Annotated in this window: 25 protein-coding genes; 15 read left to right on the top strand and 10 right to left on the bottom strand. The window is 59.1% G+C overall.

What is annotated here, in order from left to right; all coding sequences use genetic code 11:
- Positions 1-116: 116 nt before the first annotated feature.
- The 6 genes from ACYQ0G_RS04760 to ACYQ0G_RS04735 all read right to left on the bottom strand — a co-directional run bounded on the left by ACYQ0G_RS04760 (position 117) and on the right by ACYQ0G_RS04735 (position 3,485).
- Complete coding sequence (locus ACYQ0G_RS04760) at positions 117-539, bottom strand: Fur family transcriptional regulator (RefSeq protein WP_460099935.1); 423 nt, start codon at positions 537-539, stop codon at positions 117-119.
- Between the two features lie 72 nt (positions 540-611).
- Positions 612-1,052, bottom strand: coding sequence for a Ros/MucR family transcriptional regulator (locus tag ACYQ0G_RS04755; protein ID WP_460099932.1), 441 nt, complete (start codon positions 1,050-1,052; stop codon positions 612-614).
- A 116-nt stretch (positions 1,053-1,168) separates the two neighbouring features.
- Positions 1,169-1,621, bottom strand: a complete 453-nt coding sequence (locus ACYQ0G_RS04750) for a GNAT family N-acetyltransferase (RefSeq protein ID WP_460099929.1) — start codon at positions 1,619-1,621, stop codon at positions 1,169-1,171.
- Positions 1,618-2,232, bottom strand: coding sequence for a tRNA (adenosine(37)-N6)-threonylcarbamoyltransferase complex dimerization subunit type 1 TsaB (gene tsaB / locus ACYQ0G_RS04745; RefSeq protein ID WP_460099926.1), 615 nt, complete (start codon positions 2,230-2,232; stop codon positions 1,618-1,620). The genes ACYQ0G_RS04750 and tsaB overlap by 4 nt, the downstream gene beginning before the upstream one ends.
- Positions 2,233-2,269: 37 nt before the next feature.
- Positions 2,270-2,878, bottom strand: coding sequence for a malonic semialdehyde reductase (locus ACYQ0G_RS04740; RefSeq protein WP_460099924.1), 609 nt, complete (start codon positions 2,876-2,878; stop codon positions 2,270-2,272).
- A 28-nt stretch (positions 2,879-2,906) separates the two neighbouring features.
- Complete coding sequence (locus ACYQ0G_RS04735) at positions 2,907-3,485, bottom strand: NifU family protein (protein WP_460099921.1); 579 nt, start codon at positions 3,483-3,485, stop codon at positions 2,907-2,909.
- A gap of 112 nt (positions 3,486-3,597) precedes the next feature.
- On the opposite strand from ACYQ0G_RS04735, the gene ACYQ0G_RS04730 reads away from it, so the two are divergent.
- From ACYQ0G_RS04730 to trxB, 10 genes are all read left to right on the top strand, one after another.
- On the top strand, positions 3,598-6,531 hold the full coding sequence (locus ACYQ0G_RS04730) for a M16 family metallopeptidase (RefSeq protein WP_460099918.1): 2,934 nt from the start codon (positions 3,598-3,600) through the stop codon (positions 6,529-6,531).
- 108 nt (positions 6,532-6,639) lie between these two features.
- The gene (locus ACYQ0G_RS04725; protein WP_460099916.1) at positions 6,640-8,013 is read left to right on the top strand and encodes a class II 3-deoxy-7-phosphoheptulonate synthase; all 1,374 of its coding nucleotides are present in this window, start codon (positions 6,640-6,642) and stop codon (positions 8,011-8,013) included.
- 231 nt (positions 8,014-8,244) lie between these two features.
- Positions 8,245-9,498: an ergothioneine biosynthesis protein EgtB gene (gene egtB, locus ACYQ0G_RS04720; protein ID WP_460099913.1), complete on the top strand. Its 1,254-nt coding sequence runs from the start codon at positions 8,245-8,247 to the stop codon at positions 9,496-9,498.
- Positions 9,495-10,493 carry an L-histidine N(alpha)-methyltransferase gene (gene egtD / locus ACYQ0G_RS04715; protein WP_460099910.1) on the top strand — a complete coding sequence of 333 codons (999 nt, stop codon included), beginning with the start codon at positions 9,495-9,497 and terminating at the stop codon, positions 10,491-10,493. The genes egtB and egtD overlap by 4 nt, the downstream gene beginning before the upstream one ends.
- A 55-nt stretch (positions 10,494-10,548) precedes the next feature.
- Positions 10,549-11,205 (top strand): retropepsin-like aspartic protease family protein, encoded by a 657-nt coding sequence (locus tag ACYQ0G_RS04710; RefSeq protein ID WP_460099907.1) that lies wholly within the window; start codon positions 10,549-10,551, stop codon positions 11,203-11,205.
- Positions 11,206-11,244: 39 nt separating this feature from the next.
- Positions 11,245-11,988: a trehalose-phosphatase gene (otsB, locus tag ACYQ0G_RS04705; protein ID WP_460099904.1), complete on the top strand. Its 744-nt coding sequence runs from the start codon at positions 11,245-11,247 to the stop codon at positions 11,986-11,988.
- On the top strand, positions 11,985-13,772 hold the full coding sequence (locus tag ACYQ0G_RS04700; protein WP_460099901.1) for a glycoside hydrolase family 15 protein: 1,788 nt from the start codon (positions 11,985-11,987) through the stop codon (positions 13,770-13,772). Before otsB ends, ACYQ0G_RS04700 begins: the two co-directional genes overlap by 4 nt.
- Positions 13,769-15,175, top strand: a complete 1,407-nt coding sequence (gene otsA / locus ACYQ0G_RS04695) for an alpha,alpha-trehalose-phosphate synthase (UDP-forming) (RefSeq protein WP_460099899.1) — start codon at positions 13,769-13,771, stop codon at positions 15,173-15,175. Before ACYQ0G_RS04700 ends, otsA begins: the two co-directional genes overlap by 4 nt.
- A 63-nt stretch (positions 15,176-15,238) precedes the next feature.
- Positions 15,239-16,018: a tyrosine-protein phosphatase gene (locus tag ACYQ0G_RS04690; protein WP_460099896.1), complete on the top strand. Its 780-nt coding sequence runs from the start codon at positions 15,239-15,241 to the stop codon at positions 16,016-16,018.
- 69 nt (positions 16,019-16,087) lie between these two features.
- Positions 16,088-17,071: a thioredoxin-disulfide reductase gene (trxB, locus tag ACYQ0G_RS04685; RefSeq protein ID WP_460099893.1), complete on the top strand. Its 984-nt coding sequence runs from the start codon at positions 16,088-16,090 to the stop codon at positions 17,069-17,071.
- A gap of 221 nt (positions 17,072-17,292) precedes the next feature.
- On the opposite strand, the gene ACYQ0G_RS04680 is transcribed toward trxB, so the two are convergent.
- Genes ACYQ0G_RS04680 through ACYQ0G_RS04670 form a run of 3 tightly spaced genes read right to left on the bottom strand, consistent with a single transcriptional unit; the run spans position 17,293 to position 19,194 of the window.
- The gene (locus ACYQ0G_RS04680; RefSeq protein ID WP_460099891.1) at positions 17,293-17,724 is read right to left on the bottom strand and encodes an MAPEG family protein; all 432 of its coding nucleotides are present in this window, start codon (positions 17,722-17,724) and stop codon (positions 17,293-17,295) included.
- A 10-nt stretch (positions 17,725-17,734) separates the two neighbouring features.
- Positions 17,735-18,187 carry an MAPEG family protein gene (locus tag ACYQ0G_RS04675; RefSeq protein WP_460099888.1) on the bottom strand — a complete coding sequence of 151 codons (453 nt, stop codon included), beginning with the start codon at positions 18,185-18,187 and terminating at the stop codon, positions 17,735-17,737.
- 53 nt (positions 18,188-18,240) lie between these two features.
- The gene (locus ACYQ0G_RS04670) at positions 18,241-19,194 is read right to left on the bottom strand and encodes a threonine ammonia-lyase (protein WP_460099886.1); all 954 of its coding nucleotides are present in this window, start codon (positions 19,192-19,194) and stop codon (positions 18,241-18,243) included.
- A 240-nt stretch (positions 19,195-19,434) separates the two neighbouring features.
- On the opposite strand from ACYQ0G_RS04670, the gene ACYQ0G_RS04665 reads away from it, so the two are divergent.
- The 5 genes from ACYQ0G_RS04665 to ACYQ0G_RS04645 all read left to right on the top strand — a co-directional run bounded on the left by ACYQ0G_RS04665 (position 19,435) and on the right by ACYQ0G_RS04645 (position 24,615).
- Positions 19,435-20,646, top strand: coding sequence for a saccharopine dehydrogenase family protein (locus ACYQ0G_RS04665; RefSeq protein WP_460099884.1), 1,212 nt, complete (start codon positions 19,435-19,437; stop codon positions 20,644-20,646).
- A complete protein-coding gene (locus ACYQ0G_RS04660; RefSeq protein ID WP_460099882.1) occupies positions 20,646-21,044 on the top strand; it encodes a hypothetical protein in 399 nt (132 codons plus the stop codon). The genes ACYQ0G_RS04665 and ACYQ0G_RS04660 overlap by 1 nt, the downstream gene beginning before the upstream one ends.
- On the top strand, positions 21,032-22,000 hold the full coding sequence (locus ACYQ0G_RS04655; RefSeq protein ID WP_460099880.1) for an NHL repeat-containing protein: 969 nt from the start codon (positions 21,032-21,034) through the stop codon (positions 21,998-22,000). The genes ACYQ0G_RS04660 and ACYQ0G_RS04655 overlap by 13 nt, the downstream gene beginning before the upstream one ends.
- Before the next feature lie 45 nt (positions 22,001-22,045).
- A complete protein-coding gene (locus ACYQ0G_RS04650; RefSeq protein WP_460099877.1) occupies positions 22,046-23,224 on the top strand; it encodes a carboxynorspermidine decarboxylase in 1,179 nt (392 codons plus the stop codon).
- A gap of 188 nt (positions 23,225-23,412) precedes the next feature.
- Positions 23,413-24,615: a type III PLP-dependent enzyme gene (locus ACYQ0G_RS04645; RefSeq protein WP_460099875.1), complete on the top strand. Its 1,203-nt coding sequence runs from the start codon at positions 23,413-23,415 to the stop codon at positions 24,613-24,615.
- Positions 24,616-24,753: 138 nt separating this feature from the next.
- On the opposite strand, the gene ACYQ0G_RS04640 is transcribed toward ACYQ0G_RS04645, so the two are convergent.
- Complete coding sequence (locus ACYQ0G_RS04640; RefSeq protein WP_460099872.1) at positions 24,754-25,080, bottom strand: hypothetical protein; 327 nt, start codon at positions 25,078-25,080, stop codon at positions 24,754-24,756.
- Positions 25,081-25,136: the final 56 nt, after the last annotated feature.

Below are 25,136 nucleotides of genomic sequence, written 5' to 3'. Positions count from 1 at the left end.
GAAGGAAAATGCCGGTGATTCGCAAAATGAACCGGACCCATCCTGGTGCGCTCAGCGGGACCTTCTCTCCGGCCGCTGCGGCAAGCCGTTTCGCGGAATAGCGGGCGAGCTTGCGCTCAGTTCTCGCGGTCGAGCCGGACACCATAAAGTTCCATCCGGTGATCGACGAGACGATATCCCAGCTTTTCCGCAATCTGCTTTTGCAGCGCCTCAAGTTCGGGATCGACGAATTCGACGACCTTGCCGCTTTCCACATCGATCAAGTGATCGTGATGCGCTTCCGGTGCAGCTTCGTAACGTGCCCGTCCATCTCCGAAATCGTGTCGATCGAGAATTCCGGCCTCTTCGAACAGTCTGACGGTTCTATAAACCGTTGCAATCGAAATGCCCGGATCGATCTCGCTGGCCCGCGCATGGACCATTTCCACATCGGGATGGTCATCGCTTTCAGACAGCACTCTGGCTATCACGCGGCGTTGCTCTGTAATGCGCAGACCCTTGTCGGCACAAAGCTGTTCGAGATCGATACGCTGATGCAATTCGTCTTCCTGAATGAATAACGCCCCGCACCTTATCGGGGCGGGGCGTCTATCTCAAGCGGTACTGCTGCTTTATGCAGACTGTTTAGTTCGCGTCCGCTTTTCACCAGGCTTGCGGCCGAGGCCGATCTTTTTGGCAAGATCGCGGCGCGTGTCTGCATAATCCGGTGCAACCATCGGATAATCAGAAGGAAGGTCCCAGCGCTGACGATAGTCTTCCGGCGACATATCGTGTTCGGTCGAAAGGTGACGCTTGAGCATCTTCATCTTCTTGCCGCAGTCGAGGCAGATGATGTGATCCTTCTTGACCGATGCACGAACTGAAACCGCAGGATCAGGACGCTCTTCTTCACTCGTGCCATTTCCGCCCAACCCGGAAAGTGCAGAATAAACATTGGAAATCAATGCAGGTACGTCGTCTACGGTAACACTGTTGTTCGAAACATGTGCTGCCACAATATCCGAAGTAAGGGTGATGAGTGTTTCACTCATATCTGTTTGAAAATCGTTCATGTTAGTACTCCAGCTTCGGCCGGAAGTATGCATCGTAGAGTAGCAAGTCTACACAAAACTGTAACCAAGATACAGTTTGTCGCATACGTACAACCGTGATGCACACGGCAAGTCAATTATACTTTTCTACCGAAGGTAAGGGCGTCGATCGTTTCTCCGGAAACAGTCCGGTAATAAGCAGCGCGGTGTCCGATTTGTTCGAAACCGGCTGCAAGATAGACAGATACTGCAGGGTTATTGGCGCGCATCTCTAGGAACACGTCGCTTGCTCCACGTTCGCTGGCAACATCTAGAAATCGTTGCAGTAATCGTGAACCAATGCCTTTCCTTCGATGAGATGGATCTACTGCAATTAGCAGAAGTTCGATTTCATCCGCAGCTTGTCTTGCAAGTATGAAGCCTGCTGCCGTTTCACCGTCGGAGATTTGGTTTCCCGTTTCGTTACAAAGTATCGCAAAAGTTGACGGCACTAGAAGCGAATCTTCGACTTGGCGCCGCGTCCACGCTTCACGATAGTGCGGATCGAAACTGGCCTCCATGACCTGCATCAACCGGTCCAGCTCGGTCATTGTCCGGGCGCCTTTGCATCCGGAGCCCGGCCGTAAATAGGGGAAAGCGCCGAGATCTTGAGGGACGCGGGGATGGCGCTCACAAGACGTGCATCAGCTACAACTTCCAGCGATCGAATTTCTCTTCCGGAGATTTTAGCGAAGTCAGCGGCTCTGTTCCCAGCCACAACGGCAGCAGTCAATTCACGTGCCGCTTCTTCGGGACGGCGGGACTGAACTTCCGTAATCGGCAATCCCGAACTGTCGAAAGATTGGAGAAACCACTCTCCGTGACCGCCATTCATACAGATATCGCATGGTCCAGATACTTCGGCTTGCGCAATTGCCGCTATGAGAGACAATGTCGGGTATCCAGCCACCGATGCATTCCAAGCGACGCCGAGTGCTCTTGCTGCTGCAAGCCCGATACGCACTCCGGTGAAACTGCCCGGGCCGAGAGAGACCATAATCCTATCAGAACGCCCACTTTCGGGCAGGTCTGCTATCATCGGAACCAAGCGCTCCGCATGGCCGCGACCGATCGTTTCGTGACGAGCATCGATCAGCTTAGCTCCGTCGAATAGTGCGACGGAGCAAGCTTCACCTGACGTATCTATGGCGAGCAGTCGCATGGACGGCGTCCTGCCCCACACGATCCGATGCTTCAAGTCAGTCTATGCGATTGAACTTGGCAAAATCAGGACGGGGACTGCGGTCGAAAATCGTTTCTTTGTCGCCATATCCGATTGCACACACCCAGTCTGCGCGATGCCGCGGGGAGTCTTCAAAGAAATGATCGGTTATCTTATCGAGATCCACGCCCGACATCGGTCCGCAATCGAGACCGAGTGAACGAGCGGCTATCATGAGGTAGGCGCCTTGCAAGGCAGAGTTGCGCGATGCTCCTTCCTTTCGACCTTCCTCATCGCCTTCAAACCAGCTTTTGGCGTCGGCGTGGGGGAAGAGCCAAGGAAGCTCTTCATGGAAGTCGATGTCGTAACCGATGATGACAACGACTGGTGCGGTCTTTATCTTTTCCTGATTGCCCTCAGAAGCAAACTCGGCGAGCTTGTCGCGGGATTCCTGCGATTTGCACCATACGAAGCGGGCCGGCTGCATATTGGCGGATGTCGGCCCCATCTTCAGCAGTTCGTAGATTTCCTTTATCTGCTGATCGCTCACGTCCTTGTCGTGCCAACCATTGTAACTGCGCGCTTCGCGGAAAATCTGGTCAAGCGCTTCGGCAGAAAGGTGGTTATCGTGATATTGCTGGGTCATGGAAATCCTTGGGTATGATTGCGTGAAATCACGCTTCGCGGACCTCAACGACCTCCGGCACATAATGTTTCAGGAGGCCTTCGATCCCGTGCTTCAACGTCGCGGAGGAAGATGGGCATCCTGCGCATGCCCCCTGCATCTGAAGATAAACAACGCCGTCTTTGTAACCGCGATACTGAATGTCGCCGCCGTCGCCGGCAACCGCAGGTCTTACCCTGCTTTCCAGTAACTCATGGATCTGCGCGACAATATCGGCATCGCCGTCGCTTTCCTCGACAAGAAGATCACTTTCTCCGGGCACGGCAATGCCTGCCGCCGTGCCCGGTGCGAACAGCGGCGCTTCGGAAACAAAGTGATCGAGTAATATCGAGAGAACCTGCGGTTTAAGATCGCTCCAATTTGCACCGGGAGCCGCCGTGACCGTGACGAAGTCGCCACCGTAAAACACGTTCGTTGCTTCGCCGGTATCGAATATCGCTTGCGCCAGCGGACTGGCTTCTGCTGCTTCGGGCGAAGCGAATTCGCGGGTTCCCTGACCCATGACCGGGCGGCCCGGAAGGAATTTAAGGCTGGAAGGATTGGGCGTGGTTTCGGTTTCGATGAACATAACAACAATGTAGGTTTGGGGGCGTGTGTGGACAAGGCTAGTTGAGTTCCACAAGCGAAGGTTTTCCTTCATTCACTGGCGCTTCATTTGGGCGCCTCCTATATCCCGCGCCATGACTGATAGTTTGCGCGCCGCACGGCGTATCGCTTTGCTTCTCCCGCTTCTACTGCTCGCTCCGCAGACTTTGCCTGCCCAGGAGGTCGAACCTCCCGCGTCGCTGCAGAGGGAGGGAGAAACTCCCTGGATTTACGAGAATAGCGATGTTCCGCGGGACGAAGAATGGCAGTTCGGTGAGCTTGCCAACGGGCTTAGGTATGGCGTCCGGGAAAACGGCGTTCCTCCTGGGCAGGTTTCGATCAGGGTGCGTATCGATGCTGGCTCGCTTTATGAAAGCGATAGCGAGCTCGGCTATGCCCACTTGCTCGAACATCTGCTTTTCCGCGAAAGCAAGTATCTTGGTGTGGCGGAAGCTATTCCTACTTGGCAGCGGCTGGGTGCGACCTTCGGGAGTGACACCAATGCGGAGACCAGCCCGACACATACGGTTTTCAAGCTCGACCTGCCTGATGTGAATGCCGCCAAGCTTGACGAGAGTATGAAGTTGCTCTCCGGAATGGTGCGGGAGCCGGTCCTTTCCGATGCCAATGTGAGGGCGGAAGTCCCGATCGTTCTTGCAGAAAAGCGCGAGCGTGGCGGGGTTGGGGAGCGAGTTAGCGAGCGGACGATGCAGACGCTTTTTGCAGGTCAGCGCTTGGCAGAGCGGATTACCATCGGAACCGAAGACAGCCTTCAGGCGGCTGACGGAACTTCGGTAAGCGCATTCTACGACCGGTGGTATCGTCCGCAGAATACCGTGATATCTGTAGTCGGTGACCTCGACCCTGTCCTTTTTGCTTCGATGATCGAGAAATATTTCGGTGATTGGGAGAAGGCCGGAGAGCTGGCTAAAGCACCGGACTTTGGTGATCCAGTCGCGCCCGGCAATGCAGATCCCGCAAATCCCGTTGGCGAGACAGCCGTTATCGTTGAGCCGACGCTGCCGCGTGCCTTCACCTTCGGCTACTTCCGCCCTTGGCGGCAGGTGGACGATACCATCGTTTACAACGAAGGACGCCTGCGGGAATCTGTTGCGCTTGCGCTTATCAATCGCCGGCTTGAAGCCCGCGCCCGCGCCGGTGGAAGCTATCTCTATGCTCAGGCAAGTGAATCAAAGATCAGCCGTTCGGCCCACGCCACGCTGGTCCAGTTCGCTCCGCTAACGGAAGACTGGGAAGCAGCGCTTACCGATGTGCGCTCGGTGATTGCCGATGCGTTGGCGAACCCGCCCACTCAGGAGGAGATGGATCGCGAGCTGGCGGAAATGGAAGTTGGTTTTGCCAATATGGTCGAACAACGCTCGGTTCTGGCAGCATCGGGGTATGCAGATGACCTTGTGAATGCCGTCGACATTCGCGAGGCAATCGCCGCTCCCGAAACCTTCCTGATGGTTTTCAATTCGATGAAAGCAAAGGTTACTCCGCAGGCGCTGCTGGAAGATACGCGCGACCTTTTCTCCGGCTCGGTCATCAGGGCGACCTACGTGACCCCAGAGTCTGGCGAGGCCACCGAAACATCGATAAAAACCGCGCTTCGCGAAAGCGTCGACGCTGACAACAACGCGCGTCTTGCTGTGCAGAGCATCAATTTTGCGGATCTCCCTCCAATCGGTGCGCCAGGTGATATCGTCCTGCGCACGCCACACGGACTTGGGGATGTGGAGCGCATCGAGTTTGGCAATGGTGTCAAGGCGTTGTTGCTGGCGAATGATCACGAACCGGGCCGGGTGGCGGTGAAGGTTCGGTTCGGTGCTGGCCTGCGTGCTTTCGACGCAAATGACGCGCCATATATCGGCCTTGGCGAGAGCGCATTGGTACAGTCAGGTCTGGGTGATCTCGGACAGGAAGAGCTCGACCGTATCAGTACGGGCCGCAAGATGGGCTTCGATTTCGAGATCGGCGAAGGGACTTTCTCATTTAGTGCCATGACCCGTCGACAGGATTTGGCCGACCAGTTGTATCTCTTCGCCGCCAAACTGGGCATGCCGCGCTGGGATCCCAATCCGGTTGCGCGCGCCAAGGCAGCGGGCAGGCTGGCCTATCAAAGCTATGAGGCGAGCCCCAGCGGCGTCCTGAACCGCGACCTTGAATATTACATCTACAACAAGAATCCTATTTTCCGTACCTCCGACCCGGAAGCGTTGGCGAACACCAGTGTCGAAGGCTTCCGCGGGGTGTGGGAACCGATCCTGCAGCAGGGTCCGATCGAAATCCTCATCTTCGGTGACTATGATCGCGAGGAAGCGGTCGCCGCGCTTTCCCGCACTTTCGGCGCTCTTCCCGATCGCAAGCCGATTTCACAGGAAGTATTGAACCGCGACTTCGAGGTAGCTTCTGCTGGGGAAACCGTGGTGCGTTACCACAAGGGTGAAGCCAACCAGGCAGCAGCTGTCATTGCTTGGCCTGTCGGCGGCGGCGTTGCGGAAATTCGCAAGTCTCGCCAGTTGTCAATCCTGACCGAGGTGTTCTCCAACCGGTTGCTTGATGCAATGCGCGAGAAATCCGGGGCGAGCTATGCCCCGTCGGTCAGGCTCGACTGGCCCACTGATGTCGAAAGTGGTGGATCGATCATGGGATATGCTCAACTCCAACCGAAGGATGTTCCAGTCTTCTTTGCAGAGGCGGATCGTATCGCCCGTGATTTGACGCAGACGCCACCGACAGCCGACGAGCTTGCCCGCGCGACCGAACCGCTGCGCAATTATTACGAACGGATTTCGAGCGGTAACTATTTCTACCTTCTCGAACTGGAAGGGTCGACGTCAGACCCACGTAGGATGCAGGCGCTTCGCGGAATTCTGAATGATTACGCGCAGACTACACCCGAGGCGATGCTTGCCCTTGCGACCGAGTACTTCGGGGGGACATCAGGTTGGCGCATGGCGGTGATACCCGAGGGCCAGACATTGACGAGTGGGTCTGCTAAGAGCGGAGCGCAAACGGGTCGCTAAGCCGATCGGCGCAATCGCACTTTTGTGTTAGGCAAGTTTATGCTGCTTGCGCCGTTAAGCGGGGTGCGCTTGGCTCACGATCTCGAATAATCATGAATTGGACTGGTAATGGCACGCGAATGGTCACCGGATAGCTGGCAGAACTTCGAAGCGAAGCATCTCCCGCGCTATGAAGATCCTGCGGCTCTGGATGATGCCACGCAATCGCTATCAAGCCATCCGCCATTGGTCTTCGCGGGCGAGGCAAGGGCTCTTAAAGCCGATCTTGCTGAGGTTGCCGCTGGAAATGCTTTCCTCCTGCAAGGTGGTGATTGCGCGGAAAGTTTCGCCGAATTCCATCCGAACAATATTCGCGATACTTTCCGCGTCTTGTTGCAAATGGCGGTCGTCATGACGTTCGCCAGCAAGCAACCGGTCGTAAAGGTGGGCCGGATGGCCGGGCAATTCGCCAAGCCACGCAGTTCGGATACGGAAACGCAGGGGGACCTGACGCTGCCGAGCTATTTCGGCGACAATGTAAATGGCATTGATTTCGATCCGGCATCGCGTATCAATGATCCGCAAAGAATGGTCCGTGCCTATTTTCAGGCGTCGGCAACGCTGAACCTGCTTCGCGCTTTTGCGGGAGGTGGGTACGCCAATTTGCGGCAGGTTCATCAATGGACATTGGACTTTATGGGCCGCAGCCCATGGGCTGACAAGTTCTCGGACGTTGCCGACCGGATTGGTGAGTCTCTGGATTTCATGGAAGCCTGTGGAATCGATCCGGCAACCGTGCCGCAATTGCAGGGCACAAGCTTCTACACGAGCCATGAGGCACTGTTGCTGCCTTATGAGCAAGCGCTCACTCGCCGCGACAGCCTCACAGGCGATTGGTACGATACCAGCGCCCATATGCTGTGGATCGGCGACCGCACCCGTTTTGAAGGTAGCGCACATGTTGAATTCGCGAGGGGCATCGGCAATCCCATCGGCATGAAATGCGGTCCAAGCCTCGAGACCGATGTCATGTTAAAATTGCTTGATACGCTCAATCCGGGTCGCGAACCGGGCCGTATCACTCTCATCAGCCGTTTCGGCCACGACAAGGTGGAAGACGGTCTGCCACGGCTCGTTCGAGCCGTGAAGGCAGAAGGCCATCCGGTCGTATGGAGCTGTGATCCGATGCACGGAAACGTCGTGAAATCGGAAAGCGGTTATAAGACCAGGCCGTTCGACCGGATCCTTTCGGAAGTGAAAGGCTTTTTCGCCGTGCACCGGGCCGAGGGAACTCACCCAGGCGGCATCCACGTAGAGATGACCGGTCAGGATGTGACCGAATGCGTTGGCGGTGCCGTGGCGATCACGGATGAAGCCTTGAAAGACCGGTATCACACGCACTGCGACCCACGGCTCAATGCGGCACAATCGCTTGAGCTAGCGTTTCTCATCGCGGAAACTCTGAATGTCGAGCATGGACAACAGCAGGCGGACGCCGCCTAGAACCTCGGCTCTTCTCATTCTGCTTGCGGGTTAGACGTCAGCGGCGCTCTCGTCACTCAGCGAGTGAAGGCTGGAACCATGCGCGCGCTATGCCATTTAAATCTGAAACCGTCATTTGCCGACTGGCAACCGGTTTCAGGTTTCTGGTTGGCGGGCCTTTAAACCTTCACTTAAATCCGCCATGCTGACACATGGTTGCCGCAGACCGGTAACCGCAAGGGGAGAGCGGCTATGACCGCCGCGCAGGCCAGCCAGAGCGTCACCAGTAGTGATCTTGCCGAGCGCTTTGCTGAAATTCGCAAGCTTAGTGAGGCGCTGGTCAAGCCGTTGTCCGAAGCGGATGCAACGCTCCAGTCCATGGAAGATGCATCACCTGCAAAATGGCATATCGCCCATGTAACCTGGTTTTGGGAAACCTTCCTGCTGCGCGACCATCTGGATGGCTACGAACTTTTCGACAACCGGTTTCCGTTCGTTTTCAATTCCTATTACGAGGCTGAGGGCGAGAGGATAGCGCGCTTTTCTCGCGGTATGCTCTCCCGGCCCACATTGGCCGACGTCCTTGCCTGGCGCCACCATGTGGATGAGGCAATGCAGCCCCTGCTGCAACGGGATGATTTGCGGCCACTGATCCAGCTTGGTTTCGCTCATGAACAGCAGCACCAGGAGCTGCTTCTCACCGATATCAAGCATGCCCTGTTCCAAAACCCGCTGGGCCCCGCAATGTGGTCGGAAACGGCATCGTTGGGTGCCGCTTCGTACGATGACGACTGGTATGCCCATCCGGGCGGCATCGCGCGTATCGGACATCAGTCGGACTGCTTCGCTTTCGACAATGAAGGGCCGGTGCACCGCGTCTTGCTCGAACCTTTTGCTTTGGCATCGCGACTTGTCACCAATGGCCAGTGGGACGAATTTATTGCCGATGGCGGATATGAGGATGCGCGTCTGTGGCTGTCCGATGGCTGGGGCTGGGTACAGGAGAATTCGATCCGTCATCCTTCTTACTGGCACGATGATGCACATTTCACACATTCCGGCTGGCAGGACCGCGATCCGGACGCTCCGGTGACACATATATCCTATTATGAGGCTGACGCGTTCGCCACCTGGGCGGGATACAGACTCCCTACAGAGTTCGAATGGGAAGCGATTGCGCGGGGGCAGGAAGGGTCTTCTGCTGCGCATGATCCAGAATCCGGAAACCAGCTCGATCAGGCTGCGCCCCCGCTGCCAAACGGTTCTGAAGGACTGTTCGGCGACTGCTGGCAATTTACCCGCTCGGCTTATCTGCCCTATCCGCGTTTCGAACCTGCACCGGGCGCGGTTGGCGAATACAATGGCAAATTCATGAGCGGCCAGTTCGTGTTGAAGGGCGCGAGCTGCGCTACGGCGCGCGGGCATTCCCGGGCAAGCTATCGCAACTTCTTCTATCCCCACCAGCGCTGGCAATTCACCGGCCTGAGATTGGCCAAGGATCTATGAAAACAGAACAAGGTATCGCTCTCGTCGATCGTGATGAAAAAGGGGTGAATCGCGCGTTTCGTGACGATGTATTGGAAGGGCTGGGGCAACAGCAAAAAGCGATCCCGGCACGGTGGCTGTATGACGATGCCGGATCACAACTGTTCGAGGATATTACGGACCTTCCCGAATATTATCCGACCCGTTCGGAAGCCGAAATACTGGATGCGCGCGGCAGCGAATTCGCCGCTCTGATCGGTTCTGATCGGGCGGTTGTGGAGTTCGGCTCTGGCAGTTCGGTTAAGACACCCTTACTGCTTCGCGCGATTGACCCGGCCGCTTATGTGCCGCTCGATATTTCCGGCGAGTTTCTACGGGAATCCGCTTCCGCTCTTGCGGAAAAGTTTCCGGAACTGGATGTCTTCCCCGTAGAGGCGGATTTTATGCGGGAGGTGGAGTTACCGGAGCAGGTCGCGGATATTCCAAAACTCGGCTTCTTTCCCGGCTCGACCATCGGCAACATGGTACCCCGCACGGCGGTTGATCTGCTGCGTTCGATGCGCGCCACATTAGGTGCCGAAAATGGCGGCAAGCCCCTGCTTCTCATTGGAATGGACTTGGTCAAGGATCAAAGCGTTCTCGAAGCCGCCTATAACGACTCGCAGGGTATTACAGGCGAATTCAATCTCAATCTCGCCAGACGCATAAACCGCGAACTCGAGGGTACTATTCCGGTGGAGCTACTCCGCCATACCGCGCCGTGGAACGACGATTTTGCGCGGATCGAAATGCATCTCGAGGCGACGGAGAATATCGACTTCCAAGTTGCCGGCAAAAGCTTTTCCATGCGTAAAGGCGAGACGATCCACACCGAGAACAGCCACAAGTTTACACGCCGAAGCGCCAATACCCTGCTTCTCGCCGGGGGATGGACACCCAAAGCGCGCTGGACCGATAGCGGCGAACGTTTCTCGCTGATCCTGGCTGAAGCCACCGAAAAGCGCGACGCGCCCTGAATTATCCAACCGCGTTCATCGACGATACGGCTCGACCTCCCTATATGGACTGACGATGGACCTGCAGAGCGCTTTCGATGCCCTTGCCGAAATAATCCGTGCGGTGCCGCGTTCCGGCCTGCTGGTGGGGACTATCGGTGCACTGGTGCTGGGATGGATCGGCGCCGTGATGCTGCGACACAAAGTTGCCGGCGGCCGGCTGATCAGAACGCTCAGCACTCTTGCTCTGGCAGCCATTCTGGTGACAGTATTCCTCCAACTGGCTCGCTTCGACCCGCGGCTCGATGCAGTCACCGAACTGGGGATGCCGGCGCAGACAATCGTTGGTGAAGAAACGGTCATCCCGCTTGCGGCAGACGGACATTACTGGCTCATCGCAGAAGTGAACGGAGTGCCCACCCGGTTCCTTATCGATACCGGTGCAACGCTGACCGCAGTGTCTACCGAATCTGCGCGACGAGCCGGACTCGAGCCGCGTACTGGCGGCCTTCCGGTCATGTTGAATACCGCGAATGGAGCCGTGACTGCCGAACTTACAACGTTGGACAGTCTGCGCTTCGGCAATATCGAAGCGGGTGGGCTGGATGCCGTGATCGCGCCAAATCTGGGCAATACCAACGTGCTGGGCATGAATTTTCTCAGTCGTCTCGAAGGTTGGCGGGTGAAGCAGGGCGAACTGATCCTGGAACCGGGCGGTCTTGAAGAAGGCTAAGGCTTTGACGAGGCGGACGGAGCCACTAAGGCTGCCGCAATGGAAAAAGCCAGTTCGCTACCCTGTCCGCCCCCCCTCGACGGTCTACTGCAAGAGGGCGATGTTTCGCTTTTCCTCGATTTCGATGGCACTTTGGTAGGCATAGCCGCCGAGCCGGGTGCGATCGATGTCCCGGACAAATTGCCGGCGGCGCTTCATTCCTTGCGCGACAGGCTCGGTGGCCGCCTCGCCCTGATTACAGGCCGTGCGTTGGACGACCTGCAATCGCATCTCGGTGAAGTTTCGGTATGTCGGGCAGGCTCTCACGGGGCGTCGCGGCTGCTGCCCGATGGCTCACGCCTAGGCGACGAGCCATCTGCACTCACCGATGATTGTGTCAGTGAAATGCGCTCCTACGCTGATCTCCACGGGCTTTACTACGAGACAAAGGCGCATGGCGGAGCCCTGCATTTCCGCGCTCAACCCGACCGAAAGGATGAGGCACTGAAGTTCGCGCACGGGCTGGCGGAGCGTTACGAGTTGGAAGTTACCAGCGGGAAGGGCGTAGCAGAACTGGTCCGCCCGGGTGCGAACAAGGGCGGCGCTGTGCAAGCCTTCATGCAAGAGAAACCCTTCGCCGGATCGCTGCCTATCTTCATCGGTGATGACACTACGGACGAGGACGGAATGCAGGCCGCAATCGAATGCGGGGGCTTCGGCATTGCAGTCGGGGAACGGAAAAGCGAGGCTGCGCGCTATCACCTCGAAAACGTCGCTGCGGTGCACAATTGGCTGAATATATGAACCAACCAAATCTCGAACTTTCTCCCATCGGCAATTGCCAGGTCAGCGCACTGGTCGATACCGACGGAGGTTTCGTCTGGGGCTGTGTCCCACGGGTCGATGGCGATCCGGTCTTCTGTTCGCTGCTCAATGGCGACCGGCGCGATGAGGGAACATGGCGTTTCGAACTGGAGGGGCAGGTTTCCTCCAGCCAGCATTACGTCCGCAATACGCCGATCCTTGTGACGCGACTCGAAGCAGAAGACGGCAGCGCGCTCGAGATTTTCGATTTCGCTCCGCGCTTCGAACGTTCGGGCCGTATGTATCGCCCGGTCGCTTTTGCTCGCATAGTTCGGCCGGTTGCGGGCGCCCCGCGCTTGCGCGTTCGGATGGCGCCGATGAAGAACTACGGCGAAGCTCTGGCCGAGACTACGAACGGCACCAACCACGTCCGCTATTTGCTCGGCAGCCAGGCCATGCGCCTGACGACCGATGCGCCTGTGGGATATATTCTCGAAGATCGTGGGTATCGCGTCGAAAGCGACCAGCACTTTTTCCTCGGACCCGACGAACCCTTTGTCGGCAATATCCGCAGCGAAGTACGGCGGATGGAAGAAGCGACCCGCAAGTACTGGCAGCACTGGGTCCGCGGTTTGCACATTCCGCTGGAATGGCAGGAAGAGGTCATTCGCGCGGCAATTTCCCTCAAGCTTTGCCAGCATGAGGAAACGGGCGCCATCGTCGCCGCACTGACTACATCGATCCCTGAGGCCCCTGGAAGCCAGCGAAATTGGGACTATCGTTATTGCTGGATCAGGGACAGTTACTACACGGTGCAGGCTTTGAACCGGCTTGGCGCCCTGGACGTTCTGGAAAAATACCTCGCCTATCTTCGAAACATTATCGATCAGGCCCGTGGAGGGCAGATACAGCCGCTCTATTCTGTCATGGGCGACCCCGAGCTGCACGAGTTCGAGGCAGTCAGTCTGGCCGGTTATCGGGGCAACGGCCCGGTTCGTATCGGCAATGCTGCTTACAAGCAGGTGCAATTCGACTGTTATGGCCAAATCGTTATGCCTACCGCGCAGGCTTTCTTTGACACCCGTCTCCTGCGCATGGCCGATGAGCGCGATTTCGCCCATTTGGAAGAGGTAGGAGAGGCTGCATGGGCCAAGCACGACAAGCCTGATGCCGGTCTCTGGGAGTTCCGGACCCGCCAGGAAGTCCATACCTATTCTGCCGTTATGTGCTGGGCCGCATGCGATCGCCTCTCTAATGTCGCGGCGAGCCTGGGCAGGGCCGATCGCGTGAATTTCTGGCAAGAGCGGGCCGAGGCGATCCGCGCCAAGATCGATAAGGAGGCATGGAACGAGGAGGAGCAGCACTACGGTGCCAGCTTCGAGAGCGATTACCTCGATGCCAGCCTGCTCCAGATGGTCGAACTTCGTTATCTCGAGCCGGACGATGATCGGTTTCTGAAGACCTTTGCAGCTATCGAACGTGACTTGCGACGCGGCAATCATATGCTCCGTTATGCCGCAGAGGACGACTTTGGCGCGCCCGAAACCGCGTTCAACGTCTGCACCTTCTGGCTGATCGAAGCATTGCACCTGACCGGGAGAAGCGAAGAAGCGCGGCAGTTGTTCGAAGCCATGCTTGGGCATACGACCAGATCAGGTCTTCTTAGCGAAGATCTCGACTATGATACCGGAGAGTTATGGGGGAACTTTCCCCAAACCTATTCGCTGGTAGGTATCATCAATTCAGCCGGCCATCTCTCGAAATCCTGGAGTGAAGTACGTTGAGTACTAACGATCGCCTTGTGGTTATTTCCAACCGCGTCGCCGTGCCAAAAGCAAGAGGCGCTGCGGGGGCACAGGGCGGATTGGCGGGCGCTCTTCACGCGGCGCTCAAGTCCAGAAAAGGCCTTTGGTTCGGGTGGTCTGGTGAAGAGAGCGAAACCGGCGAGACCGGTAATATCGCTACGCAGACGAATGACGGCGTCACCACTGCTACCATCGATCTTTCCGACACGGACGTTGAAGAATATTACAACGGCTACGCCAACGCGACGCTGTGGCCGCTGTTTCATTATCGCCTGGATCTCGCGCAATACGAGCGCGAAACCGGCAAGGGATACGAGCGGGTCAACGAGAGGTTTGCCGAACTCGTTACCCCCCTGATCGAGCCGGACGACGTTATCTGGGTCCACGATTATCACTTGATCCCCTTGGGTGAGAGATTGCGGTCTCATGGTTGCAAGAACAGGATCGGGTTTTTCCTCCACATTCCGTGGCCGGCTACGCGGCTCTTTGTCTCGCTACCCTATCACGAGCGGCTCGTTCGAACGATGCTGCACTACGACCTGGTAGGCTTCCAGACGCAGGAATGGCTTGAAAGCTTCCTTCATTATTGCCGGACCGAGTTGCATGCCGATGTAAGCGAGGAAGACGGGACGATAACGCTCGACGGACGGACCACAGTAGCCCGGGCCTATCCGATCGGGATTGATTGGGAGCATTTCAGCAAGCTGGGCGAGAAAGGCGAGGCCCGTCAGGCGCAACAAAGGCTGATGAGTTCCACGCGCCGCCGCATTGCCATGATCGGTGTGGACCGCCTCGATTACTCGAAGGGCCTTCCTGAGCGGCTCGATGGGATATCGCGCTTTTTCGACAAGTACCCTGAAAACGTGAAGGATCTCGTCTTCGTTCAGATCGCCCCGCCGAGCAGGGAGGACGTTGAAAGCTATCAGAAAATCCGGGCCACTCTCGAGCAGAAGGCTGGCCAGATAAACGGCGCTCGCAGTGAAGTGGATGCGGTGCCTGTGCGCTATGTCAATCGCGGCTACAGCCATGAAGAACTGTTCGGTTTTTTCCGCGCGGCGAAGATCGGGCTCGTAACCCCACTGCGTGACGGAATGAACCTCGTGGCCAAGGAATATATTGCGGCGCAGGATCCTGAAGATCCCGGCGTATTGATCCTGTCGCGCTTTGCCGGGGCCGCGGCGCAGCTGCCCGATGCCTTGCTGGTCAACCCACACAGCCCCGACGATCTGTCCCATGCCATCCGTACCGCACTCGACATGCCGTTGGCCGAACGCAAAGAGCGTTACGAGAAGCTGATCGGTACTGTCCGCGACGATAACGTTCAGAAGTGGACCGAAGATTTCCTGAACGATCTGGACACGGTTGCGTCTGAAGAGGACTGACGAAAGGCTGTGGCTAGACGGCAGGGGCTTTCGCCGGGCGCGCCTAGCTGTCAGTCTGCGATCATGATTCTCGCGCCCTTTCTCGAAACTGAAGGCATTCACAACTTCCGCGACTATGGCGGATGGAAGACACAGGGCGGAGGTGCAGTGCGCCAAGGCCTTCTCTGGCGGTCTGGTCAGCATGTGGGGGCGAGCCCGGCCGATCTTCGTGCAATCGACGCACTTGATATCAGAACAGTAGTGGACCTGCGCGGGGCTTCCGAGCGCGAGCGTAATCCCTGTACCAGATCCGAAAACTTTGGCGGCGAGGTATTCTTCCACGACGGGGAAACCTCTTCCAGCCCGCCGCATATGGACGTGGACGAGCATAGCTCGACCGAGGATTATGCCCGCCAGCGGATGCTTGCCGTCTATACCCGCATGCCCCGCAATCCGGCGATGATCAGCATGTTCTCGCGCTATTTGCGGCTTCTGGCAGAGCGCGATGGAGCAAGCCTTGTCCATTGTTTTGCCGGCAAGGACCGCACCGGGGTTGCGGCGATGTTGATGCTCCATATCCTTGGAGTCGACCGGGGCGACCAGATGGCCGAATTCTTGCGCACCAACGATGCGCCGACCATGGAAGTGCTTGCAAGGCAGTCCGTGCCGGGGATCGAGCAGAAGCTGGGCCGCAAGCTTGAAGAAGGCGCGGTTCAGGCGCTGCTCGGAGTGCGCGAAGAATATCTGGCCACCTACTGGCGTGAGGTGGAGGACGAGCACGGATCGCTCGACGCCTATCTCGAGAGCGTCATAGGTGTGGACGAGCTGTTGAAGGAGCAGCTTCGGCAGCGCTTCGTGGCGTGACATCTTCAGGGCCAATGCCCATATAGCCGCCTCACGATTTTTCCCGACACGCATACGAGATTCACGATCATGGCCACCCATCGCACCAAGATGCTCATCATCGGCTCCGGCCCCGCTGGCTATTCCGCCGCCATCTACGGCGCGCGGGCGATGATGGAACCGATCGTGGTGCAGGGCCTGCAGCCCGGTGGGCAGTTGACCATTACCACCGATGTCGAGAACTATCCCGGCTTCGAAGATGTCGTCCAGGGCCCCTGGCTGATGGAGCAGATGCAGAAGCAGGCGGAGCATGTCGGCACGCGGATGATGTGGGATACCATCGTCGATGTCGATGTGGCTGGCGGTTCTCCCTTCACCGCGACGGGCGACAGCGGGGACCAGTATGTGGCCGATGTGCTTGTCATCGCGACGGGCGCGCAGGCCAAGTGGCTGGGCGTGCCGGGCGAACAGGAGCTGGGCGGCAAGGGCGTATCGGCCTGCGCGACCTGTGACGGGTTCTTCTATCGCGGCAAGAAGGTCGCAGTGATCGGCGGCGGTAACACCGCTGTGGAAGAGGCGCTGTATCTCACCAACCATTCCGACGACGTGACGCTGATTCACCGCCGCGACGAATTGCGGGCGGAGCGGATCCTGCAGGAGCGTTTGCTCAATCATCCCAAGATCTCCGTCATCTGGAACAAGGCGGTGGAAAGCTTCGAAGCGGGCGATAATGGCGCGCTGCATCATCTCAACATGCGCGACACGGTGACGGGCGAAGACAGCCAGCTGGAAGTCGACGGTGCCTTCGTGGCGATCGGCCATGCCCCGGCGACAGAGCTGTTCAAGGGCAAGCTGCCGATGGACGATGGCGGCTATCTCCTGACCGAAGCCGGATCGCCGAAGACCGAAGTGCCGGGCGTGTTCGCAGCGGGCGACGTGACCGATCATGTCTATCGCCAGGCGGTAACGGCGGCCGGCATGGGCTGCATGGCCGCGCTTGATGCAGAGCGTTTCCTGGCCAATATCGAGATCGACGCCGACGGCCACGTGCACGAAGCGGAAGCTGCCGAGTAGGCTACATTCCAGTCATTGCGAGCCGAAGGCGAAGCAATCCATCACCCGACCTGTCAGCGGTTTGCCTGAGGCGAGGATGGATTGCCGCGTCGCCTTTGGCTCCTCGCAATGACTTTTGAAGTACGTCATCGCGAGCGTAGCGCGGCGATCCATGGGATGGCCTGGCCTCTTGGCGTGAGGGCAGGAGGTGGATTGCCGCGTCGCCTCCTCGTGCTTTGTAATTAGCTCAGATCGAACGCCCAGATCGCGGCGTGGACGATCAGCGCGATCAGCACCACGCCCGACAGGGCGAACAGGACGAAGCGCACCATGACCTTGTTAGCGGTGACCTGGACCAGCGAATGCAGGATGCGCAGGCCGACATAAATCCACGCCAGAAACGCAGTCATCCCGTCACCCAAGCCGACCATCGCCAGCAGCAGGCAGACCGCGTAAAACACGGTCGGTTGTTCGTGCAAGTGATTGTAATTATGCGCTTTCCACTGCACCTCTGCAGGCAGCTTCGCATCGAGCGTGCCGGTCTTGCGGGCATCGTCGGGCGCGATATTCGCCTTGGTCATGGCGGGGATGCGGGTGATGTACATCCACACCCACATGACCATGGTCCAGGCCAGCAGGACGATAACGGGGCGCAGGATTTCGGCATCGATCATGGCAGCAACCTCAAACAGGGGCGAGACTGGGATCGTGGAACAGCGTGACCGCAATCGCGCGCCACGCCAGATGCACCATGGCCAAAGTGGAAAGCATGAAGAGCAGGAAACGGATGGAAACGACATTCACCGTCGCCTGCCACACGGAATGGACGATCCGCAGCGCCACATAGACCCAGGCGAAAACCACATCGAGCGCGGTCGCCCCCATGATCGCAATGATCACGCTGGCCGCATAGAAGATGGTCGGCTGTTCCATCAGATGCGCGTAATTATGCGCTTTCCAGTTCACCCGGTCATCCAGCACGCCTTCGAGATCCTGGCCGCGTCCGCCGGGTTTGGCTTCGCCGAGGCCCGATCCGACCTTTTTCATCGCGGGAAGGCGGGTGAACGCCATCCACATCAGCATGATAAGCGACCACGCAACCAGCACTGCGGCGGGGGCGAGCATTTGAGCCTGCATTGAAATCGTCTCCCTCTCTCAGGCCGCAGGACTGCGGCGATGGTGCGCGAAAGTCAAACCTCAACCAATGTGGCCGCGAAGCTATCCGCATCGGTGTTGCCGCCGGTGACCATGATCACCGTGCCTTCATCCACTGGAACCTTGCCCGCCAGCGCGGCCGCCAGCGCCGCGGCACCGCCCGGTTCGACGACGAGGTTGAGCTGCGAAAAGGCAAAGCGCTGTGCCTTGCGCACTTCATCATCGGTGACGCTGACGCCCGGTTCTGCCCGCCCGCGCAGCACCTCCAGATTGATCGGCTTGGTCGCATCGGGCTGCAAGGCATCGCAGATGGTGGAGGGCGGGTTGGCCCCCACGCGGACGATCTCGCCCGCCGCCATTGCACGGCCCACCATGTCCCAGCCTTCCGGCTCCACCACATGGATCGCGCTTGGGGGAGAGGACAGGGCGAGGCCGGCGGCCAGCCCGCCGCCGCCGCAACACACCACGAAGCGGGAGGGGGCACGGCCAAGCTGTTCGGCGGCTTCGATCCCCGCGCTGCCCTGTCCTTCGATCACCCATGGATCACCGAAAGCATGGACCAGGGTGGCCCCGCGCGCTGCCACTTCGCGGGCGGCCACTTCATCGCGGTCTTCGCCGGGCCGGTCATAGAGCACGATTTCCGCGCCCAGCGCGCGGGTGGCCTCAAGCTTCACTTTGGGGGCATTGCGCGGCATCACGATGGCCGCTTCGATGCCGAGCTTGCGCGCCGCCCAGGCGACGCCTTGCGCATGATTGCCCGATGACACGGCAACCACGCCGCGCGCCTTTTCCTGATCCGACAGGTTCGACAGGCGCCACCACCCGCCGCGTATCTTGAACGCGCCGACTGGCTGCAGGCTTTCGGCCTTCACATGCGCGCGGACACCGCCGATTTCCAACGGCAGCAGCGGAGTGGGCGGGAGAATGGCGGCGATGGAGTGCGCCGCAGCGATCACACCATCGCGATTCGGAGAGCGATCGCTGTTCATGTTCGCGCCCCGTTTCCTTGACCAAGTTGACACAGTTGACACAGTCCTGAGAACAAACTCCGCTCTGCCAAAAGAGGCGGAAATCCGGGCGGCGAAAAGGGGATGCTGGGGTGGTTCATGGAACCGCCATGCCCGAAAAGGCTACCGGTAGGAAAGCACCTTCGACGGATCGTTTGGACAGGCCCGTGCATTCGGTTAAGGGGCGCGCGATATTTCATTCTGACACAAGAGGTTTCATCCATGTCGACAGTTCTGGTCATCGGTGCAGGCGGCGTCAGCTCGGTCTGCGTTCACAAGATGGCGATGAATAAGGAGATCTTCTCCGACATCCATCTCGCCAGCCGTACCAAGTCCAAATGCGACAGCATCGCCGCCAGCGTGAAAGAGCGCACCGGCGAGGATGTGGCGACTTACGAGATCGACGCGGAAGAAGTGCCTGCGATGATCAATCTGATCCGCAAGATCCAGCCCAGCCTGGTGGTGAACCTTGCGCTGCCTTATCAGGATCTGCCGATCATGGATGCCTGCCTCGAAGCGGGCGTGGATTACCTCGACACGGCGAATTACGAACCGAAGGACGAGGCGAAGTTCGAATATAAATGGCAGTGGGCCTATCACGATCGCTTCAAGGAAGCGGGCCTGATGGCGCTGCTGGGCTCAGGCTTCGATCCGGGCGTGACCAGCGTGTTCACCATGTGGCTGAAGAAGCACAAGCTGAAGACCATCCGCCAGCTCGACATTCTCGATTGCAATGGCGGCGATCATGGCCAGGCCTTTGCCACCAACTTCAACCCGGAAATCAACATCCGCGAAGTGACCGCGCCTGCGCGCCACTGGGAAAACGGCGAATTCGTCGAGACCCCGGCCATGGGCAAGAAGGTGGAATTCGACTTCGAAGCCGTCGGCCAGAAGAACATGTACATGATGTATCACGAGGAACTGGAAAGCCTCGCCAAGTTCAATCCCGAGCTTGAGCGTGCGCGGTTCTGGATGACCTTCGGCGATGAATATATCAAGCACCTGACCGTGCTGCAGAATGTCGGCATGACCCGGATCGATCCGGTCCGCTATCAGGGCAAGGACATCATCCCGCTGCAGTTCCTCGCCGCCGTGCTGCCCAAGCCCGAAACGCTGGGCGAAACGACCAAGGGCAACACCAATATAGGCGTGATCGCCACGGGCGAAGCGCTGGATGGCTCGGGCGAGAAGACCTTCTACATCAACAATATCTGCAGCCACGAGGCCGCTTACGAGGAAACCGGCAATCAGGCCGTGTCCTACACCACCGGCGTGCCCGCCATGATCGGTTCGGCCATGGTGGTCACCGGCAAGTGGGAAGGGGACGGCGTGTTCAACATGGAAGAGATGGATCCCGATCCGTTCATGGACATGCTGAACGATCACGGCCTGCCCTGGCAGGTCAAGGAACTCGACGGACCGGTGGACTTCTGATGCGGCTTGGCAGCCTTTTCCTGTTCGCGCCGCTGGCCCTGGGTGGATGCGTCGCGACCACCGAACCTGCAGCCGAAGCGCCGCAGGATAATCCGCAGGCGGTTTCGCCAGCCTATCCCACGCTGTCTTCGGCAGAGCGCGAAGCCTGCATGGCCAAGGGCGGCATGGTCGAACAGCGCGGGCGGATGCAGGCTGAACTCTGCGTCGTTCCCTATGCCGATGCGGGCAAGGCCTGCACCGATGGCGATCAGTGCGAAGGCAAATGCATTGCCGAAGGCGCAGTCGGTACCCCGCCCGGCGAAACGACCACGGGGATCTGCCAGCGCGACGACAAGCTCTTCGGCTGCTTCGGCGAGGTGGAAAACGGCCGGATCGAAAACGGAATATGCGTGGACTGACCATCATCGCTTCGGCGCTCGTCCTGGCTGCCTGCAGTGGCGGGCGGGGCGGGCGCGAAGAGGCGCCCGATGTCGTGATCGACGAAAGCTGGCCGGATTTGCCGGACAGCGCGGTGTTTGGCGAGCCGATGGCAGTCGATGTCGATAGCCACGGGCATATCTTCATCCTCCACCGCGCTGGGCACAGCGATACGGATGGTGAAGGTGCGGAGACGATATCCGAACCGACCGCCTTCATGCTGGCAGCGAACGGCAAGCTGCTGGGCAAATGGGGCGCGGATACCTTCGTGGAGCCCCACGGCCTTTCGGTGGATGGTGACGACAAGGTCTGGATTACCGACACCGCTCGCCAGCAGGTGTTTCGCTTTAGCCATGAAGGCACGGAAGAACTCGTGCTGGGCGAACGCGGCGTTGCCGGTGACGATCAGAGCCACTTCGGCGGGCCTGCGGATATCGCCTTCTCCCAAGGGCGCGTGCTGGTGGCAGACGGGCTTTCGAACAACCGCATCGTGGTGCTGGATGGCGATGGCAATTTCCTCGACCAATGGGTCGGTCTGACGCGGCCGCGCGGCATCGCGGCGGATGGTGAACGGGTCTATGTGGCCGACAGCGGGTCCTCCGCCGTGCAAGTGTTTTCGCCCGCCGGTGAACGCGAAGACGAGATCGGTGCAGACCGGAGCGGGCGGCCCTATGCGGTGAAGCCCATCGGCAGCAGCTATGTCCTCGTGATGGAAGGGCGCGACGGGCTGAGCCGGCCCGGCGCGATCGGACGCATCTACCGACCCGATGGCGAGCTGGAGCGCGTGTTCGATGCAGGGGTGGATCACCGCACCGCCAACAGCATCGGCCAAGACTTGGCCGTCGGGCGCGATGGCAGCGTCTACCTCGTCGACAGTGGCACCGGGCGGGTGGTCAAATTCGAGCTGGCGGCGGCCGGGGTCGAGGACGAGGACTGACTTCACCCCTTTCGCTTGGCGGCCCCCGCGCCTAGATGCGCTGCCATGGAAACAAAAGCCGGTGACCCGGGCGCCTTCGCCCATTTCGATCTCAATCGTGTCGACAGCCCAGCCTTCGTGGTGGATGCCGCGAAACTGCGCGCCAACTGCCAGGTCCTCGCCGAAATACGCGACGAGGCGGACATCAAGGTGCTGTCCGCTCTCAAGGCGTTCTCCATGTGGAGCGCGGCACCGATCATCGGCGAATATCTCGACGGCGTGTGCACCTCGGGCCTGTGGGAAGCGCGGCTGGCGAGCGAGTTCTACGATGGCGAAATCAGCACCTATTGCGCCGCCTACAAGCCGGAGGAGTTGGACGAGGTCTGCCGCCTTTCGGACCACGTGATCTTCAATTCGCCCGGCCAGATGCACCGCGCCGGACTGATCCTGGAAAATGCGCGCGCGTCGGGCCAGAATTTCGAAGTCGGCCTGCGCATCAATCCGCAGGTGCCGACCGGCGAAGTCCCGCGTTACGATCCCTCCAGCCCCGGCAGCCGCCTCGGCTTCCCGCTCGACCAATTGACGCCCGAGATGATGGAAGGGGTGGACGGCATCCATTTCCACAATCTGTGCGAACAGGATCTCGAACCGCTGATCCAGACCTGGGACCGGGTGTTCGACGCGATCGAACCGTGGTTCGGCCAGCTGAAATGGATCAACATGGGCGGAGGCCATCACATCACCCGCGCCGATTACCAGCGCGAGGAACTGGTCGAGTTCCTCAAGGATGCGAAGGACGATACGGGCGCGGAAATCTATCTCGAACCGGGCGAGGCCGTGGCGCTTGATGCCGGCATCCTCGTCGGCACGATTCTCGATACCGGTTTCAACGGACTGCCGGTCGCCATCGCCGATGTTTCTGCCACCTGCCACATGCCCGATGTGATCGAGGCGCCCTATCGCCCCGCCATGCTGGGCGAGGCGACGGACCACGAAACGCCCGAGGTCCGGATCGGCGGGCCGTCCTGCCTCGCGGGCGACGTGATCGGCGATTACCGCATCGCGGGCGGCGCGGAAGTAGGCAAGCGCTTCGCTTTTCTCGACCAGGCGCATTATTCGATGGTGAAAACCAACACGTTCAACGGCGTGCAGCTGCCCAGCATCTATATGTGGGACAGCGAGACCGACCAGATCGAGCTGGTGAAGGAGTTCGGCTACTCCACTTTCCGCGATCGCCTGAGCTGAGGGAACGACCCATCGCATCTCAGGACCGAAGCAGCCCGCAAAACTTGCGGACAAAGACCCTCGTATTCACTTGCGTTTCATGAACCACGATTTATATGCGCGCCTCCTGCTGCCCCAAGGGGACTTCCTAACCGCAAGGCAGCTTGTCGTTTCATGGTCCGCAAGGACCGTTTAGGGGGTCCCTTGAATTGCAGCATTTCCCAGACGCCAAGGCTGTAGTCCGCGCTCTTTCGCCGGACGAACCAATCATTCTCAACCGCCCGCACGCGGCTGCGCGCGCGGCGCGTTTCTTTGTCGAGAAATTCCCGGGCAAATCACTTTATGCTGTGAAGGCCAATCCTTCGCCCGATCTCGTGCAGATCCTGTGGGATAACGGCGTTACGCATTACGACGTCGCCTCCATCGCCGAAGTGCGCATGGTGCGTTCGGTCCTGCCCGATGCCACCTTGTGCTTCATGCATCCGGTGAAATCGCCCGGCGCGATCCGCGAAGCCTATTTCCAGCACGGCGTCAAAACCTTCAGCCTCGATTCGCCGGAAGAGCTGGCCAAGATCGTGGCCGCGACCCGTACCGAAGACGGCACCGAGGCGGCCGATCTGCGGCTCTGCGTACGGCTGCGCGTATCTTCTGAACACGCGGCGCTGAGCCTTGCGAGCAAGTTCGGCTGCGACCTGACCGAAGCGCCCGCGCTGCTGCAGGAAACCCGCCAATATGCCGACTGGCTGGGCGTGTGCTTCCATGTCGGCAGCCAGGCGATGAGCCCGCATGCCTATGTGCAGGCGCTCGACCGCACGCGTGCCGCGATTGCCGAAGCTTCGGTGGTCATCGACATGATCGATGTGGGCGGGGGCTTTCCGTCCGTCTATCCGGGCATGGAACCGCCGCCGCTGGAAGATTACTTCAAGATTATCCACCAGCACTTCTACGCGCTGCCGATCGCCTATAACGCCGAACTGTGGTGCGAGCCCGGTCGTGCGCTGTGCGCGGAATATTCCAGCCTCGTGGTCAAAGTAGAGAAGCGCCGCGGCGAGGAGCTCTACATCAACGATGGTGCATACGGTGCGCTGTTCGATGCCGCGCATGTGGACTGGAAATTCCCGGTCCGTCCGCTCGAAGACGATCTGATCAAGCCGGAAATGGATTTCGCCTTCTACGGCCCGACCTGCGACGATGCCGATTATATGCCTGGCCCCTTCTGCCTTCCCGAAGATATCCAGGCCGGCGATTATATCGAGATCGGCATGCTGGGTGCCTATGGCGCGGCGATGAAAACCGATTTCAACGGTTTCGGCGCTGCCGAGCGGATCATCGTGACAGACGAGCCTATGGCCAGCCTTTACGACGGCAGCCGTGCCCGTCCGGCGGCCGACAATGTGGTGAACCTGCGCTAAGAGCGCGGGTTCGCTTCCACTCCTACCGCAAACAGGAAAACGGCCCGCGCCTGGGGGAGCGCGAGCCGCCAGCCGGGTTATTTCCGGCAAGGGCGCCTGGGTTGGGGAGAGGGAACGGCGCCCGTATAAAATGGTGGATCAGAGAGGGTCGGATTTCTTCTCCGGTTGCTCGACTTGCTGATCTTCCGGCGCAGAATGATCCATCGCGCCGTGTGCTTCGATCAAATCATCTTCTGGCTCGATCTGATCCGCTGCATAGTCATTTTCCGGGACTGCTTCGGGACGGGGCAGCACATCGACGCCGCGATTGTCCTCGCGCGATGCGGGCGCTTCGGCATCGTTGGAGGGCTGAGCCACATCGGGCCGCGTACCGCCAGCATGCTGAGGTTCCTGCTGGGCAGAGGCCGATGCACCATGGAGAGCCATGAACGAGCCGCTTGCAACGAGGAGGATATTCTTCTTCATAACTTACTCCGCCGATCATCGAAAAATCGTGTAATGATCGCCGTCCCGGAATCGGC

This window comes from Qipengyuania triglochinis (genome assembly GCF_054655615.1).
Note: the sequence above shows the minus strand (reverse complement) of the source record. Positions and strands in the feature narration are given on the sequence as shown.